The sequence below is a fragment of the Paraplanobispora takensis genome, assembly GCF_016863195.1.
GTDB classification, from domain to species: Bacteria; Actinomycetota; Actinomycetes; order Streptosporangiales; family Streptosporangiaceae; genus Planobispora; species Planobispora takensis.
This window is the reverse complement of the sequence record NZ_BOOK01000007.1, coordinates 75,025-91,442: the sequence shown is the minus strand read 5'-3', so window position 1 is coordinate 91,442 and position 16,418 is coordinate 75,025. Positions and strand designations below refer to the sequence as shown.

At 72.9% G+C, this 16,418-nt stretch carries 16 protein-coding genes; 7 read left to right on the top strand and 9 right to left on the bottom strand.

The window, feature by feature from the left end; genetic code table 11:
- Positions 1-107: 107 nt before the first annotated feature.
- From Pta02_RS06445 to Pta02_RS06430, 4 genes are all read left to right on the top strand, one after another.
- Positions 108-1,046, top strand: coding sequence for a pseudouridine-5'-phosphate glycosidase (locus Pta02_RS06445; RefSeq protein ID WP_203873754.1), 939 nt, complete (start codon positions 108-110; stop codon positions 1,044-1,046).
- A gap of 16 nt (positions 1,047-1,062) precedes the next feature.
- Positions 1,063-2,004 (top strand): carbohydrate kinase family protein, encoded by a 942-nt coding sequence (locus tag Pta02_RS06440; RefSeq protein WP_239129754.1) that lies wholly within the window; start codon positions 1,063-1,065, stop codon positions 2,002-2,004.
- Positions 2,005-2,068: 64 nt separating this feature from the next.
- Positions 2,069-3,820: a hypothetical protein gene (locus Pta02_RS06435; RefSeq protein ID WP_203873752.1), complete on the top strand. Its 1,752-nt coding sequence runs from the start codon at positions 2,069-2,071 to the stop codon at positions 3,818-3,820.
- Positions 3,821-3,918: 98 nt separating this feature from the next.
- Positions 3,919-4,701 carry a class I SAM-dependent methyltransferase gene (locus Pta02_RS06430; protein ID WP_203873751.1) on the top strand — a complete coding sequence of 261 codons (783 nt, stop codon included), beginning with the start codon at positions 3,919-3,921 and terminating at the stop codon, positions 4,699-4,701.
- Between the two features lie 253 nt (positions 4,702-4,954).
- On the opposite strand, the gene Pta02_RS06425 is transcribed toward Pta02_RS06430, so the two are convergent.
- From Pta02_RS06425 to Pta02_RS06415, 3 genes are all read right to left on the bottom strand, one after another.
- Positions 4,955-6,298: a glycoside hydrolase family 6 protein gene (locus Pta02_RS06425; protein WP_203873750.1), complete on the bottom strand. Its 1,344-nt coding sequence runs from the start codon at positions 6,296-6,298 to the stop codon at positions 4,955-4,957.
- 245 nt (positions 6,299-6,543) lie between these two features.
- Complete coding sequence (locus tag Pta02_RS06420; protein WP_203873749.1) at positions 6,544-7,104, bottom strand: hypothetical protein; 561 nt, start codon at positions 7,102-7,104, stop codon at positions 6,544-6,546.
- Between the two features lie 105 nt (positions 7,105-7,209).
- Positions 7,210-7,845 (bottom strand): peroxiredoxin-like family protein, encoded by a 636-nt coding sequence (locus tag Pta02_RS06415; protein ID WP_239129740.1) that lies wholly within the window; start codon positions 7,843-7,845, stop codon positions 7,210-7,212.
- 42 nt (positions 7,846-7,887) lie between these two features.
- Between Pta02_RS06415 and Pta02_RS06410 the strand changes: the two genes are divergently transcribed.
- A complete protein-coding gene (locus Pta02_RS06410) occupies positions 7,888-8,505 on the top strand; it encodes a TetR/AcrR family transcriptional regulator C-terminal domain-containing protein (protein ID WP_203873748.1) in 618 nt (205 codons plus the stop codon).
- Between the two features lie 4 nt (positions 8,506-8,509).
- Here Pta02_RS06410 and Pta02_RS06405 read toward each other — a convergent pair whose 3' ends face one another.
- Complete coding sequence (locus Pta02_RS06405; protein WP_507763414.1) at positions 8,510-9,217, bottom strand: DUF8817 family protein; 708 nt, start codon at positions 9,215-9,217, stop codon at positions 8,510-8,512.
- A 161-nt stretch (positions 9,218-9,378) separates the two neighbouring features.
- The gene (locus Pta02_RS06400) at positions 9,379-10,311 is read right to left on the bottom strand and encodes a class I SAM-dependent methyltransferase (RefSeq protein ID WP_203873746.1); all 933 of its coding nucleotides are present in this window, start codon (positions 10,309-10,311) and stop codon (positions 9,379-9,381) included.
- Between the two features lie 47 nt (positions 10,312-10,358).
- Between Pta02_RS06400 and Pta02_RS06395 the strand changes: the two genes are divergently transcribed.
- Positions 10,359-10,931: a helix-turn-helix domain-containing protein gene (locus Pta02_RS06395; protein ID WP_203873745.1), complete on the top strand. Its 573-nt coding sequence runs from the start codon at positions 10,359-10,361 to the stop codon at positions 10,929-10,931.
- Positions 10,932-10,950: 19 nt separating this feature from the next.
- Here Pta02_RS06395 and Pta02_RS06390 read toward each other — a convergent pair whose 3' ends face one another.
- Complete coding sequence (locus tag Pta02_RS06390) at positions 10,951-11,355, bottom strand: VOC family protein (protein ID WP_203873744.1); 405 nt, start codon at positions 11,353-11,355, stop codon at positions 10,951-10,953.
- A gap of 181 nt (positions 11,356-11,536) precedes the next feature.
- Here Pta02_RS06390 and Pta02_RS06385 point away from each other — a divergent pair, with 181 nt between their 5' ends.
- The gene (locus tag Pta02_RS06385; protein WP_203873743.1) at positions 11,537-11,968 is read left to right on the top strand and encodes an enediyne antibiotic chromoprotein; all 432 of its coding nucleotides are present in this window, start codon (positions 11,537-11,539) and stop codon (positions 11,966-11,968) included.
- Positions 11,969-12,117: 149 nt separating this feature from the next.
- Here Pta02_RS06385 and Pta02_RS06380 read toward each other — a convergent pair whose 3' ends face one another.
- From Pta02_RS06380 to Pta02_RS06370, 3 genes are all read right to left on the bottom strand, one after another.
- Entirely contained in the window at positions 12,118-13,272 is a 1,155-nt protein-coding gene (locus Pta02_RS06380; protein WP_203873742.1) for an acyl-CoA dehydrogenase family protein, read from the bottom strand.
- A gap of 5 nt (positions 13,273-13,277) precedes the next feature.
- On the bottom strand, positions 13,278-14,192 hold the full coding sequence (locus tag Pta02_RS06375) for a hydroxymethylglutaryl-CoA lyase (RefSeq protein ID WP_203873741.1): 915 nt from the start codon (positions 14,190-14,192) through the stop codon (positions 13,278-13,280).
- Between the two features lie 118 nt (positions 14,193-14,310).
- A complete protein-coding gene (locus Pta02_RS06370) occupies positions 14,311-16,407 on the bottom strand; it encodes an acetyl/propionyl/methylcrotonyl-CoA carboxylase subunit alpha (protein ID WP_203873815.1) in 2,097 nt (698 codons plus the stop codon).
- Positions 16,408-16,418 lie beyond the last annotated feature (11 nt).

The window sequence follows — 16,418 nt, the reverse complement described above, 5'->3', positions numbered from 1 at the left end:
TCCGGGAACCGGCCCCCTACCGTGCTCTTTTTAGAACGGAGATCCCTGTTTACACCGTTCTAATCAGGCAAGCATACGTTTCTGACCCGAGGAGACAGACCCAGCCCATGCGTACCTCCCCGCTACCGATCGACACCGTTCTCCGTCCGTCACAGGAGGTGGCCGAGGCGCTGGCACAGGGCGCGCCCGTCGTCGCGCTCGAGTCGACGATCATCTCGCACGGCCTGCCCCAGCCCCGCAACCTCGAGGTCGCCGTCGAGCTGGAGGAGATCGTCCGGGCACAGGGGGCGGTGCCCGCGACGATCGCGGTGCTGGACGGCGTGGCGCGCATCGGGCTGGACGCCGCCGAGCTCAAGCGGATCGCCACCGAGCCCGGCCTGCGCAAGCTGGGCTACCGCGACCTGCCGGCCGCCGCCGCGCTGAAGGCCAGCGGCGCGACCACGGTCTCGGCCACCTCGTTCCTGGCGGCCCGGGCGGGGGTCCGGGTCTTCGCCACCGGCGGCCTGGGCGGCGTGCACCGCCAGTGGTCCGACAGCCAGGACGAGTCGGCCGACCTCGACACGCTCAGCCGTACCCGCATCACCGTCGTCTGCGCGGGCGTGAAGTCGATCCTGGACGTCCCGGCCACCCTGCAGCGACTGGAGACCCGGGGCGTCACCGTCACCGGGTTCAGGACCGACGAGTTCCCCGGCTTCTACCTGCACACCTCGGGCGAGCGGATCGACTGGCGGATCGAGACCCCGCAGGAGGCCGCGGCCGTCATGCGGGCCCAGGACGCGTTCGGCGGCCCGGAGACCGCGCTGATCGTGGCCAACCCGGTGCCGCCGCAGGAGCAGCTCGACCCGGACCTGCACGACAGGGTCCTGGCCGAGGCCCTGGCCGCGGCGGAGCGCGAGAAGGTCACCGGGCAGGCGATCACCCCGTTCCTCCTGGACTACCTGGTACGCGGCACCGACGGCGCCTCCCTTGAGGCGAATCTGGCGGCCGTGCGAGGAAACACCCGCCTTGCCGGACAGATCGCGGCATCATGGAGTAAGGAAAGTTGAGGTACCCGTGACCGAAATGGGCCTGCTGGTCATCGGCGACGTGGTCACCGACGTCGTCGCGCTTCACGGAGAACTGAGCCTGGCGGGCCTCGCGGCCGGCACGGACACCGCCGCCGACATCGTGCTCCGGCCCGGCGGCTCGGGGGCGAACACGGCCTCCTGGGCCGCCCGCCTGGGCGCCGACGCGCGGATCCTGACCAGAGTCGGCTTCGACACCAGCGAATGGCACAGCGCGGAACTGCTGCGCAGCGGGGTCCGGCCCCACCTGAGGGTGGACCCCGAGCGGCCCACCGCCGTGGTGATCGCCATGGTGGACGTCACGGGAGAACGGTCCATGCTCACCAACCGGGGGGCGGGCGGCCACATCGGCACCGAGGACTGGGACGAGGGCCTGCTCGACGGGGTGGGCCACCTCCATCTGTCCGGATACACCCTGTTCGCCGAGCCGGGCCTGCGCCTCTCCCGGCTGGCCCTGACCGCCGCCACCCAGCGGGGCGTCACGACCAGCGTGGACCCGGCCTCGACCGGGTTCCTGCGCGCGTTCGGTCCCGAGCGCTTCATCGAGGAGACGCTGGTCGCCCGGCTGATCATCCCCAACCTGGACGAGGCGCTGCTGCTCACCGGCGCGACCTGCGGAGAGCGCGCGGCCGAGGAGCTCAGCCTGCGGTACGGCGCCGCCGCGGTGAAGCTGGGGCCGCGGGGTGCCCTGATGGCCAGAGAGGGGTGTCTCACCGCCAGGGTGCCCGGCCTCGCGGTGAAGGCAGTCGACTCCACCGGAGCAGGTGACGCGTTCGCCGCCGGCCTGCTCACCGCCCTGCTGACGGGGGCCGGTGACGAGGCCGCGCTCGCGGCGGGCTGTCGGGCGGGCGCGGAAGCGGTTACAGTCATCGGCGGTCGCCCGCATATCCTTCAATCGGATTTGAGTTCCAACCAGCTTTACCCTCTTAGCACCAATTGATAGCTTGCGGCGTAGACTGCACCATTAGCCACATGCGTCACTTTGGGGAGGTTGCGGTCCGCCGATGGATGCCGAGTCATCGATCTGCCTGAGTGATCTGGTCCCGGCCCTGCGCTGGAGCAGGCAGCAGCAGATAGCCGAAGCCCTGGCCGATCCCCGCCTGCCCGCGGGCTGGTGGTCCTCTGTCACCTTGCCCAAGGCCCTCGGCGCCACCGGCCTGGACTGGATCTGCGACCGGCTCGCCCGGCTCTCGGTCTCCCGATGGGACCACCTGCCGCTGAGCGACGTCCTGCCCGCGCTGCACGTGCACACGGTCGACCCCAACCTGCCCGGCTGGTCCGAGCCCGCGCGCTCGGCCATCACCGGCCTGGGCGGCTGGTCCCGGCTGCGCCGCCTGACGCCCGGCGACCTCACCGGCCCCGCCGTCCCCGCCTCCCCCGAGGTGCTGGTCACCGCCATGTTCCGCGAGGTACTCGGCCGGATCCCGGGCATCTCCGAGCAGATCGCCCCCGCCGCGCAGGCCGCCGCCTCCGCCCCCGTGACGCAGAGCGCCCCGGCGCCCTCCCGCACGGCCACGGCCCCGCAGGCCCCCTCGCACACGGCGCCCGCCGCGCAGGTCCTCCCGCACGCGGTGCCCGCCCCACAGGCCCCCTCGCACGCGGCGCCCGCCGCGCAGAGCGCCCCGGCGCCCTCGCACGCGGCCCCGGCCGCGCAGCCCGCCGCTCCGGAGCCGCAGGCGCTGCCGTCCCGGCGGCCGCAGGTCGACCTCAGCGAGTACCCGCTGGTCCGCCTCGTCGACAACATGTTCCGCGATTGGAACCCGCTGGAGCGCGCGGTCGCCGTGGAACGCCTGTTCGCCGTCGACCCGATCAGCCTGCGGGCGCTGGCCCACAAGCTCAACGCCGACCTCAGCGCCCTGTCGCAGGCCCAGCGCGCCGCCGAGGAGCGCATCCTGCTGTGGCTGCGCTCCTCGGAGTCGGCCCCGCTGACCGGTCACATGTTCGGGCTGACCGAGTGGCTGGGCGCCGCCGCCACCCAGGAGCAGCTCCTGGGCGCCGACCCCGCCCACCCCGTCGAGGTGCCCACGCTCCGCACGCCGCTGTGGCGGGTGCTGGTCACCCTCATGCCGGATCGCAGGCTCCAGGACGGCTGGCTCGTCGTCGGCGACCTGGGCAGCCTGCGCGACCGCACCAGGAAGCTGCTGGCGGGCAAACCGGCCGACGCCGACGTCGTCGTGCTCATGGAGCACCAGCTCGGCATCCGCGCCCACTCGGCCCAGGCCTGGCTGGACGCGCTCGCCGCGACCCCGGCGCAGGAGGAGGCCTTCGAGCCCGCCGCCGAGACCGCCCGCCAGCTGCCCCGCCGCACGCCCGGCGCCAACGGCCACCACCGCGGCGGCCAGCCGGTCCCGCAGGTCAACACCTCCTCGATCGACCCCCGTGCCGCGCTGGCCACGCTCTCGGCGCTGTCGGGCAACAGCCGCCCGCACCTGATCACCAGCCAGCGCGCCCCGCTCCCCCCGCCGACCAGCCCGACCACCGACCCGAGCCGCTGGCAGCGGATCGAGGTGACCAGCGAGCACCTGCGCGGCGCCCCGGTCGCCGTGCCGGAGGGGTACGCCACCCAGCTCGGCATGCGCCCCGGCACCCTGCTGTCGGTGACCGGCCCCGGCGACAACGCGGTGGTCCTGGTCTGGCGCGACCACCCGGTCTTCGACTCGCTCCAGCCCGTGCTCATGCGCCTCAACGCCCGTCCGGGCGACCAGGTCTACGTGACCGTGGACGGTTACCGCCTGGAGGCGCAGCTGCCCAGCTGAGGGACCCGTCGCCGAGCACCCGGTCCGCCCGCGGGCGGCGGTGGAAGGTCTGCCGCGAGCGCCCGGCCCGCCCCTGCGGGCGGCGTTAGGGTGAGCCCGTGAACGGATCATCCGCCTTCGGGGACATCGATCCGGAGGCCCTGTCCCTGCGGGCCTCCTCCTTCGGCGGCCAGGCGGCCGCCTACGCCCGGGAGCGGCCCGGCTATCCCGACGCCGCCGTGCGCTGGTCGCTGGAGCCCGTCTCCGGCCCGGCCCGGCCGCGCGTGCTCGACCTGGGGGCCGGGACGGGCAAGCTCACCGAGTCGCTGCTGCGGCTCGGCGCCGACGTCGTCGCGGTGGAGCCCGATCCCGCCATGCTCGCCCAGCTCCATACCGGCCTGCCCTCGGTCAGGGCGATGCGGGGGTCGGCGGAGGAGATCCCCCTGCCGGACGCCTCGGTGGAGGCGGTCCTCGTCGGGCAGGCGATGCACTGGTTCGACCTCGACCGCGCCCTGCCGGAGATCCGCAGGGTCCTGGCGCCGGGCGGCGTGCTGGCGGGGCTGTGGAACCTCGACGACGACCGGATCTCGTGGGTGAGGGGACTGAAGGAGGTCGCGCGCAGCACCGTGTCGTTCCGGCAGTGGCACCCCGGCACCGGCCCTCTGGAGGGGCGCGGGTTCCGCGTGGTCGAGCGGGCCGAGTTCGCCCACGGCCAGCGCAGGACCGCCGAGTCGATGGCCGCCACGATCGCCACCCACTCCCACGCCCTGACGCTCCCCGAGGCCGAGCGCACGGAGCTGCTGGCCCGCGTCCTCGGCTATCTGCGCTCCACTCCGGAGACCGCGGACGGGGAGTTCGAGCTCCCGATCGTCACGGTGGCGGTCCGCGCGCTGACCGGCTGACGGCCCCGGCGCCCGGGGATCCGTACGGCCCGCGGAGGAGCGGATCCGGCGCCCGGGATCGTACGGCCCGCGACAAGGGCGGGTCCGCCGTCCCGGAACGCGAGGAGAGCGGGCCCGGCATCCCGGAATCCGGTACGGCCCGCGAGGAGACGCCGGGCCGTACCGGATGCCCGGGGTGCGTGCGCGGTACGGCCCGCGCCGGGTCCGGTGGGACGCGGCGCGGGCCGTACCGGATCGCCGGTGGCCGCGCGGGTCAGGCGCAGGTCACCGAGGACGGGGCGGCGCCGCTCCCGGTGCCGACGAACCCGAAGGCCGCCGAGGCTCCGGAGGACAGGTTGCCGTTGTGCGCGACGTTCCGCACCGAGACGGCGGCGCCGCTCTGGGTGTGCTGGCCGTTCCACAGCTGGCTGACGGTCTGGTCACCCGGGAAGGACCAGCGGACCGTCCAGCCCGACAGGGCCACGCCGCCGGTGTTCTTGACCGTCACCTCGGCCTGGAAGCCGCCCTGCCAGGAGTTGACGATCTTGTAGGAGGCCGTGCAGGCCGCGTCCCCGGTCGGCGTCACCGTCGGCGTCGCGGTCGGGGTCGCGGTCGGGGTCACCGTCGGCGTCACGGTGGGCGTGGCCGTGGGGGTCTGCTGGGGCGCCGCCATGGCCAGCTCGTAGGCCCGCTGCGGGACGAACTGACCCGCTCCGGCGATGCAGCCGTCCGCCTCGCCCGGCAGCTTGATCCAGAGGAAGGCGTCGATCATGGAGTCGCCCGTGGCGGTCGTGCTCGGGGTGCCGATCGCCCGGCCGGCCGGGTCGCACCACTCGCTGCCCAGCGGGCCGTTGCCGTTGCGGCTGGTGTCGATGACCGCGCGCAGCCGCGAGACGCCGGTGGCGGACAGGACGTTCTTGGCGTAGGCCACCTCGGTGGAGGTCCACCGGTAGTTGGAGACGTTGAGCGAGATGCCGTCCGCACTGTCGGCGACGCCGGCCGCCCGCAGCCGGTTCGCGGCCTCACCGGCGCCCAGCCAGCCCGAGTGCCCGATGTCGAAGTAGACCTTGGCCTGCGCGGAGGCGGCCTTCAGCTTCTTGCCCGCGTACGCCATGGAGGCGTTGACCTCCTGCTGCAGGGAGGAGCTCATGCAGTTGGTCATGATCGGCAGCACGTCCGGTTCGAGGATGATCGCGGCCGGACGTCCCTGCAGGCCCGCGGCCACCTCGTCGATCCACTGGCGGTAGGCGGTGTGGTTCGGCGCGCCGCCGGTGCTCGCCCCGCTGCAGTCGCGGTTGGGGATGTTGTAGACGACCATGATGGGGACCTTGCCCGCGTTCGCCGCGGCGCCGACGAACGCCGACACCTGCGAGCGCACCGTGGAGGTGTTGGTCGTGGTGAACCAGCGCGCCTGGGGCACCGAGGCGATCCGGTCGCGGATGACCGGGGCCCGGGAGTCCCCGGGATTGGCCGCGACCCACCTGGCCGCACCGGTGTCGGGGTCGACGTAGAACGAGGAGTCCGCGGCCGAGGCCCCGCTCGCCAGGGACACGCCGGCCGCGCAGGACAGTGCGGCCAGCGCTGTGCAGACCGTGGCCAGAATGGACTTTCTCCGCATGTAACGGCTCCTTAGGGGGTGATGTGGGAGCCTTGCCAAGCTAAGCCGCACACCCTGCGGGCACCTAGCCGGAGTCCCTCTCCGGGTCGGCGCCGGAGCCTCTGAGCTGGGCGGACACCGCTGTCCCCCGATGAAAATTTCACGAGTCCCGCCGGTCCCGCCTGAGGGGACCGGCCGTCATGCGTGGAGAGGACACCTCCGATACGGCCCGGCCGGAGCGGGTGCGCTCCGGCCGGGCCCGCGGGTCAGGACGTCTGGCCGGAGTCCCCGGTGGCGTCCCCGCCGTGCCTGCCGCCGTGGTGGCCGCCGAGCAGGCCCGCCTTGTGGGCCTTGAGGACGGCGTCGGCCTCGGCCTGGGTGAGGGTGCCGGCGGTGACGGCCGCCTTGAGCCGCTCGCTCAGTTCGGCTTCGGCCTCGGCGGAGCGCTGCCGGCGCAGCGTGTCCAGGGCCGCGGTGATCTTGTCGGCGCCGACGCCCAGCTCGGCGGCCAGAGCCTCGGCCATCTGCTCGCGGCCGGCCTCCTTGTCGGTCCCGGAGGGACGTCCGGCGCCGCGGACCTTCTCCAGGGCCGCGGTGACCTTGGCCTCGTCGAGACCGAGGGCCTCGGCGAGTTCGGCGGCCATCCGGCCGCGGTCGCCGTGCCGGCCGCCCCGGGTGGTGTCGGACGAGGTGCCGGAGCCGGTGGTGGCCGAGGACGACGGCGTGGGCGCAGGCTCGGACGCCCAGGCCGCTATCGGCATGACCAGCCCGCCGGCCACGGCGGTGCCGATCCCGGCGACGACGGCTATGCGCTTGGTGCGGTTCATGACACTCCTTTGTCGATATGGGTCGGTGACCTGCATCGACAGTCGGTCAGCAGGATGAGATCCCCGTATCCGCAGCCTGAGAATCGGATGAGGACTCCGGCGCGGTCACCGCGCGCCGCCTCCGGGCCGGCGGCCCCGCACGCCCTCGTCCGCCTGCGATCTCCAGGCGGCCGCCAGGGCCAGCACCTCCTCCACCGGCCACTGGTCGTAGACGTGCTCGCCGTACCTGCACGCGACCACCCGGCCGTCGGGATCGATCAGGAAGTCGGCCGGCAGCCCGAACCGGCCGCCGTGCGGGCGGGCGGCCGGTCCGCGCTCGCGCCCGCGGGCGATCTCCCGCAGGCTGCGCACGACGGCCCTGACGATCGTCGCCCACGCCCGGGGGTCGAGCAGCGCCCGGACGGCCGACTCGGCGCCGAACTCCGCGTAGAGCCGCTTACCCGGGTCGGCGACGACGGCGAACGGCAGGTCGGCGACGTGCTCGGCCAGCTCCTCTGCCGGGGAGTGGAAGACCACCACCTCGCGGACGCCGGCCGCCTCGATCTCGGCGTGCCGGGCGACGACGGAGCGCAGGTGCAGGTTGCAAACCGGGCAGCCGGCGAAGCGCCGGAACTGCAGGTGGACCAGGCGCCCGGGATCGGGCAGGGGGACCGCGGGCCCGGTGACGTAGGACAGTTCGCGGGCGGGGACGGTGAAGCCGGGACGGAGACGCATCGGGGACCTCTCGTAGGCGTACGGCATACGCTTACGATTTTAGGCGTATGGCGTACACTTTCAACCGCCATGCCACGCCCCCGCTCGCTCACCCAGGGACAGATAGCCGCCGCGGCCCTCACCGTCATCGACCGCGACGGGCTCGCGGCCCTGTCGATGCGCACGGTCGCCGCGGAGCTGGGGATGAGCACGATGGCGCTCTACCGCTACGTCGGCGACCGCGGCGAGCTGGAGGGACTCGTGGTCGAGCTCGTACTCGACGGCGTCGACACCTCCGTCCCGCCCGGGGCGTCATGGCAGGAGCGGATCACGGTCCTGGCCGGCAGGGTGCGCGACCGGGTGGGCGCGCACCCGGAGGCCGTGCCGCTGACCATGACCCACCGGCACCGTTCGGCGGGCCTACTGCGCTGGTCGGAGGCGGTGCTCGAAGTCCTCACCGAGGCCGGCGTCCAGGGCCCCGAACGGGTCCTCGCGCTGCGCGCCCTGCTGAGCTATCTGATCGGCGCGATCCAGCTGGAGCACCTGGGCCCGCTGTCGGGCGAGGGGACCGCCGCCATCGCCGCTCTGCCCCGCGCCGAGTTCCCCCGCATGGCCGAGACGGCCGGCCACGCACTCCTCCTCGGCGCCGACGAGGAGTTCCACGGCGGCCTGGCCATCGTGCTGCGCGGGATCGCCGCCCGGACCTGACGATCTAGTCCCGCTCCTGCGGGGCAAGCCACTCCCGCAGTCCGGCCAGATGCCCGAGTTCCGACTCGACGCGCCGCCTGTCGTCGGCGGTGAGCTCGAGGCCGCGCAGGTCGGAGGCCCACGGCTCGACGGACTCGCCGAGGACCGCGGCCAGGTCGACGAGGTGGCCCAGGGCGATGCCCCGCTCGGCCGCCGGGGCGTCCGCGCCGTGCCTGCGCATCCCGGACTTGAGCGCGCGGAAGGCCTGCAGGTCGTCGTTCTTGAACTCGCGCAGGATCCGGGCGTTGTCCAGCACCTTGGCCAGGCCCGTCAGCTTCTTCGAGCCGCCGTACTCCAGCTCCTCCGGCTCGTCGCGCCGGATGAAGACGATCGAGTTGCCGGACGGGTCGATCAGCGTGAACCGGGAGGCGCCCGGCCGGTAGCGGGTGATCCGCGGAAGGCCGGAAGTCAGCACCTTTCCGTGGACCCGGCGCATCGCCGCGGCGAACGCGGCGTGGTAGGGCGCCACGTCGTCGACCATGACCAGGCAGCCGCCGGACTCCTCCCGGGCCGGGTCCAGCCCCTTGGGCGCCGGGCCGAAGTGCAGGTGGAACCCGCTCCACTTCAGCGCCAGGTAGACATAGGGTCTGCTCTGCCTGTAGGTGGCCTCGAAACCCAGCGCCTCGTAGAACGCCAGGGTCTCCTCCAGCGAGGCGCACGGCATCAACGGCACCGTCGTCTCGTTCGGCTGAACCGCAGTCCCACTCAATGTCATTCCACCTTCCAGGTCGTCCGACGATGCTCGCACCGCTCGGCGGAACCCGCATATGGATCGTTCCAGCGGGCGGAGGGCGGCCCGGTACGGCACCGCCGGCGACCTGGAGGCGGCTCACCTCACGGGCGCCTGGCCACCCACACCGTCCTGACGGTGCGCACGGACAGGTCCTCGCGCCGCAGGATGCTCTCCGGGCCGTCGCCGTCGAGCAGCCTGTCGAGGGCGGCCAGGTCCTCGGCGTCCAGCCGGCCTTCCAGCCTGGGGCGCGTGCGCCCCAGGGACAGCTGGGCGTAGCGACCGGCGGAGGCCGGCAGCGGAGAGGTCAGTTCGACGGCGAAGACCCGCTCGGCCTCGACGGCGAACCCGGCCTCGGCCAGGCGCGGCCCCCAGTCGGAGCCCATGGTCGGCATGTCGACGGCCCGCATCTCGGCCACGATCGCGTGGCAGCGCTCTTCGAGCCCGGGACGGCCGAAGCCGAGGTCGTCGGGCAGGAAACGCGGGAAGGAGTCGATCTCCGCCGCGATCAGGAGCCCTCCGGGGCGGAGGGTGGCCATGACGTCGGCCAGGACGCGATCGGGGTCCGCCATGTGGTGCAGGGAGGCCGAGGCCCACACCAGGTCGACGGGGTCGAGCTGCGGCCAGGACGCGTCCAGGTCCGCCCGGACGGTGCGGATCCGATCGGCCAGCCCGAGGGCGCGGGCGTTCGCTTCGAGGCGGCGCAGCATGTCCTCGGACATGTCCAGCGCGATCGCCTCGGCCCCTTCGAAGCGCCCGAGCAGGGCGAAGGAGCCGGTGCCGGTCCCGCTGCCCAGGTCGAGGATCCGGCGCGGAGGCCGGTCCGCGGTCAGCTCGCCGACCCAGCCGGTCACTTCGGACAGATAGGAGTGCAGCACCTCGGCGTCGAGATCCAGGACCTCGGCCAGGGCCGCGGATTCGTGGTGCCCGTGCCCGTGCCCGTGACTGTGGCCGTGGCCGTGGCCGTGGCCGTGGCCCTGACTGTGGCCGTGGTCGTGACCTTGGTGTTCGCGGGAATGCCGCTGGTGGCTCGTCATACTCCGACTGTATGCGCGGCTTGCACTTATGACATACAGTTTTGCGTATGAAGCAAGACGCCGAACTCGACGGTCTGGTCCGGCAGCGGATCAGAGGGCTGCGCACGGCCCGCGGCTGGTCACTCGACGACCTGGCCGCCCGTTGCTATCTGAGCCCTTCCACACTGAGCCGGATCGAGACGGGCCACCGGCGGATCAGCCTCGACCAGCTGGTCTCGATCGCCCGCGCCCTGGGCACCACCCTCGACCAGCTCGTGGAGTCCGAGGCCGACGAGGACGTGGTGATCAGACCGCAGCGCGACGAGGCCCGGGGGATGACCTCCTGGCTGCTGAGCCGGGATCCCGGGATGACCGTGGCCAAGATCCGTATCACCAGGCCGGCGCCTCAGCACGGCAGCACGGAGCTGAACGTCCATCCCGGCAAGGACTGGTTCACCGTCCTGTCGGGCACCGTCGTCCTGCTGCTGGGAGAGCGGACCATCCTCGTCGAGACCGGTCAGGCGGCGGAGTTCTCCACGATGATCCCGCACGCCTTCGGCGCCCACGACGGCCCGGCCGAGGTCCTGGCCATCCTCGACCACGACGGCCAGCGCACCCATCTGCGCCCGACCACCTCCTGAAGAGAACCCGCCCGGGGTCTCAGCCGGGCCGCCGGGAGCCGGTACGGCGTCCTTCGACGCAGAACCGGTTGCCCTCCGGATCGGCGAGCACGACGTACGCCGGTTCCTCCGGCCGGGGGTCGCCCGGATAGTGCGGCCAGTCGACGCGCTGCGCCCCCAGCGCCACCAGCCGGTCGACCTCCTCGTCGAGATCGCGCTCCCCCGCACTGAGATCGAAGTGGATGCGGGGGAACTCGGCGGCGGGACTCTCGCTCACGTCCATCGCGATCGCGACCCCCGCCACTCCCGGCGGAGGCTCCAGGACGATCCACTCGTCACCCTCGAAACGCGGCGCCCGCCGCACGTATCCCAGCGCCCGGCTCCAGAACTCCCCCGCCCGCACATCGTCCGCGACACCCAGCGAGATCTGCGCAATCGTCGTCACCGGCCGAGACTACCAAGGCGCCGCCCGGCCGAAGTCGCCGGAATGGAAAGCCTCACGGCTGACAGGAAACGGATATCGCCCGGCATCTTGCTGACTCCGGCATTCATGTCCCAGCCCGCGTGAATGCAGCAAGATTTTCCTTGCAAGCGCGAGTCAATCGCAGCGAAAAAGGAGTCAAGAAATGCAGAACAAGTCCCGTCTCCTCACCAAGCTCGGCATCGCCACCGCCGTCGCCCTCGGCGGACTCACCCTCGCCTCCCAGCCCGCAGCCTTCGCCGCCGCCCCCGGCTTCTCCGTCAGCCCCGCCACCGGCCTGACCGACGGCGCCACCGCCACGGTGACCGTCACCGGCGCCGCCGCGGGCACGGAATTCAGCATCGTCCAGTGCGCCACCGTGAACGACCAGCTGGCGTGCAACGGGGACACCGTCAAGACCGTCACCACCGATGCCGCCGGCTCGGCCGACACGGCCTTCGTCGTGCGCAAGACATTCCAGGGCGCCACCCCGACCGGCGCCTCGGTCGGCACCGTGGACTGCGCCGCCACCACCTGTTTCGTCAGCGTCGGAAACGAAACCGCCTTCCTCGGCTCCCAGGCCCTGACCTTCAGGTAATCCGCTCTCCGAGTGAGGAGACCTTTTTTGTCAACCGAATGGAATGCCATCCGAAATTTCACTGAATGATTTCAGGCCGGCCCCGGAAGGGACGAGAACATGCAGATTATCCATCGCCCCGGAAAGGGCCGGCCGGATGGATTCCCGGATCAGAGGTCGCCCAGGCCGAGCTGGCGGGCGATCAGCATGCGCTGGACCTCGCTGGTGCCCTCGCCGATCTCCAGGATCTTGGCGTCGCGGTAGAAGCGGCCCACCGGGTACTCGTTCATGAACCCGTACCCGCCGAAGATCTGGGTGGCGTCGCGGGCGTTGTCCATCGCGGCGTTGGAGGAGACCAGCTTGGCGATGGCCGCCTCCTTCTTGAACGGCTCGCCGGCCAGCATCTTCTCGGCCGCGTGGTAGTAGGCCAGGCGGGCGGTGTGGGTGCGGACCTCCATGTCGGCGATCTTGAACTGGATGGCCTGGTAGTGGCCGATCGGGTGGCCGAACGCCTGGCGGTCGCGCACGTAGCGCAGACACTCGTCCACGCAGCCCTGGGCCAGGCCGACCGAGAGCGCCGCGATCGCGATGCGGCCCTCGTCGAGGGTCTGCAGGAACTGGGCGTAGCCCCGGCCGCGCTCGCCGAGCAGGTTCTCGGCGGGCACCCGGCAGTCGGTGAAGGCCAGCTCGCGGGTGTCGGAGCAGTTCCAGCCGACCTTGGAGTACTTCTTGGCGACGGTGAAGCCGGGCGTGCCCGCCGGGACCAGGATGGTGGAGATCTCGGGACGGCCGTCGGCGCGCCGCCCGGTGATCGCGGCCACGCCGACGACGCCGGTGATGTCGGTGCCGGAGTTGGTGATGAACGCCTTGGAGCCGTTGATCACCCACTCGTTCCCGTCGAGCACGGCGGTGGTCCGCATGCCGCCCGGCACGTCGGAGCCGCCGCCCGGCTCGGTCAGGCCGAACGCGCCGAGCATCTCGCCGGTCGCCAGCTTGGGCAGCCACTGGGCGCGCTGCTCGGCCGTACCGAACCGGTAGATCGGCATGGCGCCCAGCGAGACCGCGGCCTCCACGGTGATCGACACGCTGGAGTCGACCCGGGCCAGCTCCTCCAGGGCCAGGCAGAGCGCGAAGTAGTCGCCGCCCATGCCGCCGTGCTCCTCGGGGATGGGCAGGCCGAACAGGCCCATCTGCCCCATCTGGCGGACGATGTCGTAGGGGAACTCCTCGCGCTCGTACAGCTCGCCGATCACCGGGGCCACCACGTCGTGGGCGAACGCCTCGACGGTCTTGCGCAGGTCTTCGTACTCTTCGGTCAGCTTCATCGCGCTTACTTCCTGGGTGAGAGGGCCTGGACGACCCGGGAGGGACTGGGACGGCCGAGCCGGGCGGCCAGCCAGGTGCTGGTCTCCACCAGCGCGTCGAGGTTCAGCCCGGTCTCCACGCCGAGGCCGTGCAGCATCCAGACCAGGTCCTCGGTGGCGAGGTTGCCGGTGGCGCTCTCGGCGTACGGGCAGCCGCCGATGCCGCCGGTCGAGGCGTCCACCACGCTCACGCCCGCGCGCAGCGCCGCCAGCGTGTTGGCCAGGGCCTGGCCGTAGGTGTCGTGGAAGTGCACCGCCAACCGGTCGGGGCCGCCGAACGCCTCGATCAGGGCGCTCACGTGCCCGGGGGTGCCGACGCCGATGGTGTCGCCGAGGGAGAGCTCGTAGCAGCCCAGGTCGAGCAACCTGCGCCCGGTCTCGACGACCTGGGCGATCGGGGTCGGTCCCTCCCAGGGGTCGCCGAAGCACATCGAGACGTAGGCCCTGACCTTCAGGCCGTGCTCCAGCGCCCGCGCGACGACCGGCGCGAACATCTCGAACTGCGAGTCGAGCGTGCGGTTGAGGTTCTTGGCGGCGAACGTCTCGGTGGCGCTGCCGAAGATCGCGATCTCGGTGACGCCGTGTTCGAGTGCCCGGTCGAGCCCGCGCTCGTTGGGCACGAGCACCGGGTAGCGCACGCCGGGGACCCGTTCCATCGACGTCAGCAGCTCGGCGGCGTCGGCCAGCTGGGGCACCCACTTGGGGTGCACGAAGCTCGTCGCCTCGATCACCCGGTGCCCGGCCGCCGCCAGCCGGGCCACGAACTCGGCCTTGACCTCGACGGGGATCACGGCGGACTCGTTCTGCAGCCCGTCACGCGGGCCGACCTCGTAGACCGTGACCCGCTGCGGCAGGCCCTCCATCCGGTACGGCTCCTGCATCACGCTCCTCCTCCGGTACGGCTCCCGCCCGGCCGCGTCGCCGTACGGCCCGACGGGGCCGTCGCGGCTGACCCGGTACGGCTCCCGCCGCGCCGCGCCGTCCGGCCCGATCCGGCCCTCACGACTCCTCCGGCCCGACGACGGCCAGGACCGCGTCCATGTCGACCGCCTGGCCCGCGCGGACCGGCAGCTCGGCGACCGTTCCCGCGACGGGGGCGGTCACGGTGTGCTCCATCTTCATCGCCTCGACGATGACCAGCGGCTGGCCCTGCTCGACCCGCTCACCGGCGCTCACCTTCACCAGGAGCACGGTGCCGGGCATCGGGCTGCGGACCACGCCGTCCCCGGCCCCGGCCGCGCCCGCCCGGTCCCCGGGATCGCCCAGGTGGTGGCGGGTGAGCGACCAGGTGTCGCCGTCGCGGCCGAGCCAGACCGTGTCGCCGTCGCGGGCGGCCGTGTAGCGCCGCCGTACCCCGTCGAGGGTGACGAGCAGGCCCGATCCGTCCCGCTCCAGCCGCGCCCGCAGGATGCGGTCGCCGTCCTCGCCCTCGTGCGCGGGCAGCCGGACCTCGGCGCCGGAGGCGGGCAGGCCCCGCACGGCGATCTCGGCCACGCCGTCTCGGCTCTCCAGGCGCCAGGTGGTCCACGCGGCCGGGGAGCCGGGCCGCCAGCCGTCGGGGACATCCCACGGGCCGGCCGGGCCGGCGGGCACCCGCTCGTGCTGCAGGAGCAGGGCCGCGGCGGCCAGGACGTCCTCGGGGGTCGCGGCGCCGGGGACCAGCTCGTCGAGGCGGCGCTCGACCAGGCCGGTGTCGAGGTCGCCGGCGACCACCTCCGGGTGGGTGACCAGCGCCCGCAGGAAGGCGACGTTCGTCGTCACCCCGAGGACGGTCGTCGCGGCGAGGGCGCCGTCGAGGGTGCGCAGCGCGCTCGCCCGGTCCGGGCCCCAGGCGATGACCTTCGACAACATCGGGTCGTAGTCGCTGCCGACCCTCCCGCCGACCGCGATGCCGGAGTCCACTCGGACCATGGGAGATGCTGAAATTTCCGGAATTTCAGGCGCGCCAGCGCCGGAAATTCCGGACCCGCCGGAAGCATCCGGGGTGCCCGCAACACCGGAGACGCCCCGGCCGGGAATGCCCTCGGGGCCGGAGGCGCCGGGCTCGTGGAGGGTGAGGATGCGGCCGCCGGTGGGCAGGAAGCCGCGGGCGGGGTCCTCGGCGTAGACGCGGGCCTCGACGGCGTGGCCGCGCAGCCGTACCTCGTCCTGGGTGAGCGGGAGCCGCTCGCCCGCCGCCACGCGCAGCTGGAGCTCGACCAGGTCCAGGCCGGTGACCATCTCGGTGACCGGGTGCTCGACCTGCAGGCGGGTGTTCATCTCCATGAAGTAGTAGTCGGCCGTGGCCCCCTGGACGATGAACTCCACCGTCCCGGCGCCGACGTAGCCGACGGAGCGGGCCGCCTCCACCGCGGCGGCGCCCATCCGGCCCCGGGTCCCGGGGTCGAGCAGCGGGGACGGCGCCTCCTCGATGATCTTCTGGTGGCGGCGCTGCAGGCTGCACTCGCGCTCGCCCAGGTGGATGACGTTGCCGTGGGCGTCGGCCAGCACCTGGATCTCGATGTGCCGGGGGTTCTCCACGAACCGCTCGATCAGCAGGGTCGCGTCGCCGAACGCGGCGGCGGCCGTACGGCGGGCGGAGGCCAGCGCGTCCGGCAGCTCGGCGGCGGAGCGGACCAGCACCATGCCCTTGCCGCCGCCGCCGGCCGACGGCTTGATCAGCGCGGGGAAGCCGATGTCGGCGGTGAGCAGGTCGTCGGCCGGCTCGGCCGCGCCGGGCACCACCGGTACCCCGGCGGCCGCGACGGTCTCCTTGGCGCGGATCTTGTCGCCCATGGCCTCGATGGCCTCCGCGGGCGGCCCGACGAAGACCAGCCCGGCCTCGGCGCAGCGCCGGGCGAAGGCGGTGTTCTCGGCCAGGAAACCGTAGCCGGGGTGGACGGCCTGGGCGCCGGTGGCCGCGGCGGCCTCGACGATGGCCTCGATGTCGAGGTAGCCGCCGGCGAGCCGGACCGCGACGTCGGCCTCGCGGGCGTGCGGCGCCCCGGCGTCGGCGTCGCTGTGCACGGCGACGGAGCGGACGCCCAGCCGCCGGAGGGTGCGGATGATCCGCAGGGCGATCTCGCCCCGGTTGGCGATGAGGACGGTGTGGAACATCGCGGGCCGTG

Excerpts from the sequence above, each read along its gene's own strand:
- Pta02_RS06445 (WP_203873754.1), top strand. The coding sequence starts at position 108 with ATGCGTACCTCCCCGCTACCGATCGACACCGTTCTCCGTCCGTCACAG.
- Pta02_RS06440 (WP_239129754.1), top strand. The coding sequence starts at position 1,063 with ATGGGCCTGCTGGTCATCGGCGACGTGGTCACCGACGTCGTCGCGCTT.
- Pta02_RS06435 (WP_203873752.1), top strand. The coding sequence starts at position 2,069 with ATGGATGCCGAGTCATCGATCTGCCTGAGTGATCTGGTCCCGGCCCTG.
- Pta02_RS06425 (WP_203873750.1), bottom strand. The coding sequence starts at position 6,298 with ATGCGGAGAAAGTCCATTCTGGCCACGGTCTGCACAGCGCTGGCCGCA.
- Pta02_RS06420 (WP_203873749.1), bottom strand. The coding sequence starts at position 7,104 with ATGAACCGCACCAAGCGCATAGCCGTCGTCGCCGGGATCGGCACCGCC.
- Pta02_RS06415 (WP_239129740.1), bottom strand. The coding sequence starts at position 7,845 with ATGCCGTACGCCTACGAGAGGTCCCCGATGCGTCTCCGTCCCGGCTTC.
- Pta02_RS06410 (WP_203873748.1), top strand. The coding sequence starts at position 7,888 with ATGCCACGCCCCCGCTCGCTCACCCAGGGACAGATAGCCGCCGCGGCC.
- Pta02_RS06400 (WP_203873746.1), bottom strand. The coding sequence starts at position 10,311 with ATGACGAGCCACCAGCGGCATTCCCGCGAACACCAAGGTCACGACCAC.
- Pta02_RS06395 (WP_203873745.1), top strand. The coding sequence starts at position 10,359 with ATGAAGCAAGACGCCGAACTCGACGGTCTGGTCCGGCAGCGGATCAGA.
- Pta02_RS06385 (WP_203873743.1), top strand. The coding sequence starts at position 11,537 with ATGCAGAACAAGTCCCGTCTCCTCACCAAGCTCGGCATCGCCACCGCC.
- Pta02_RS06380 (WP_203873742.1), bottom strand. The coding sequence starts at position 13,272 with ATGAAGCTGACCGAAGAGTACGAAGACCTGCGCAAGACCGTCGAGGCG.
- Pta02_RS06375 (WP_203873741.1), bottom strand. The coding sequence starts at position 14,192 with ATGCAGGAGCCGTACCGGATGGAGGGCCTGCCGCAGCGGGTCACGGTC.
- Pta02_RS06370 (WP_203873815.1), bottom strand. The coding sequence starts at position 16,407 with ATGTTCCACACCGTCCTCATCGCCAACCGGGGCGAGATCGCCCTGCGG.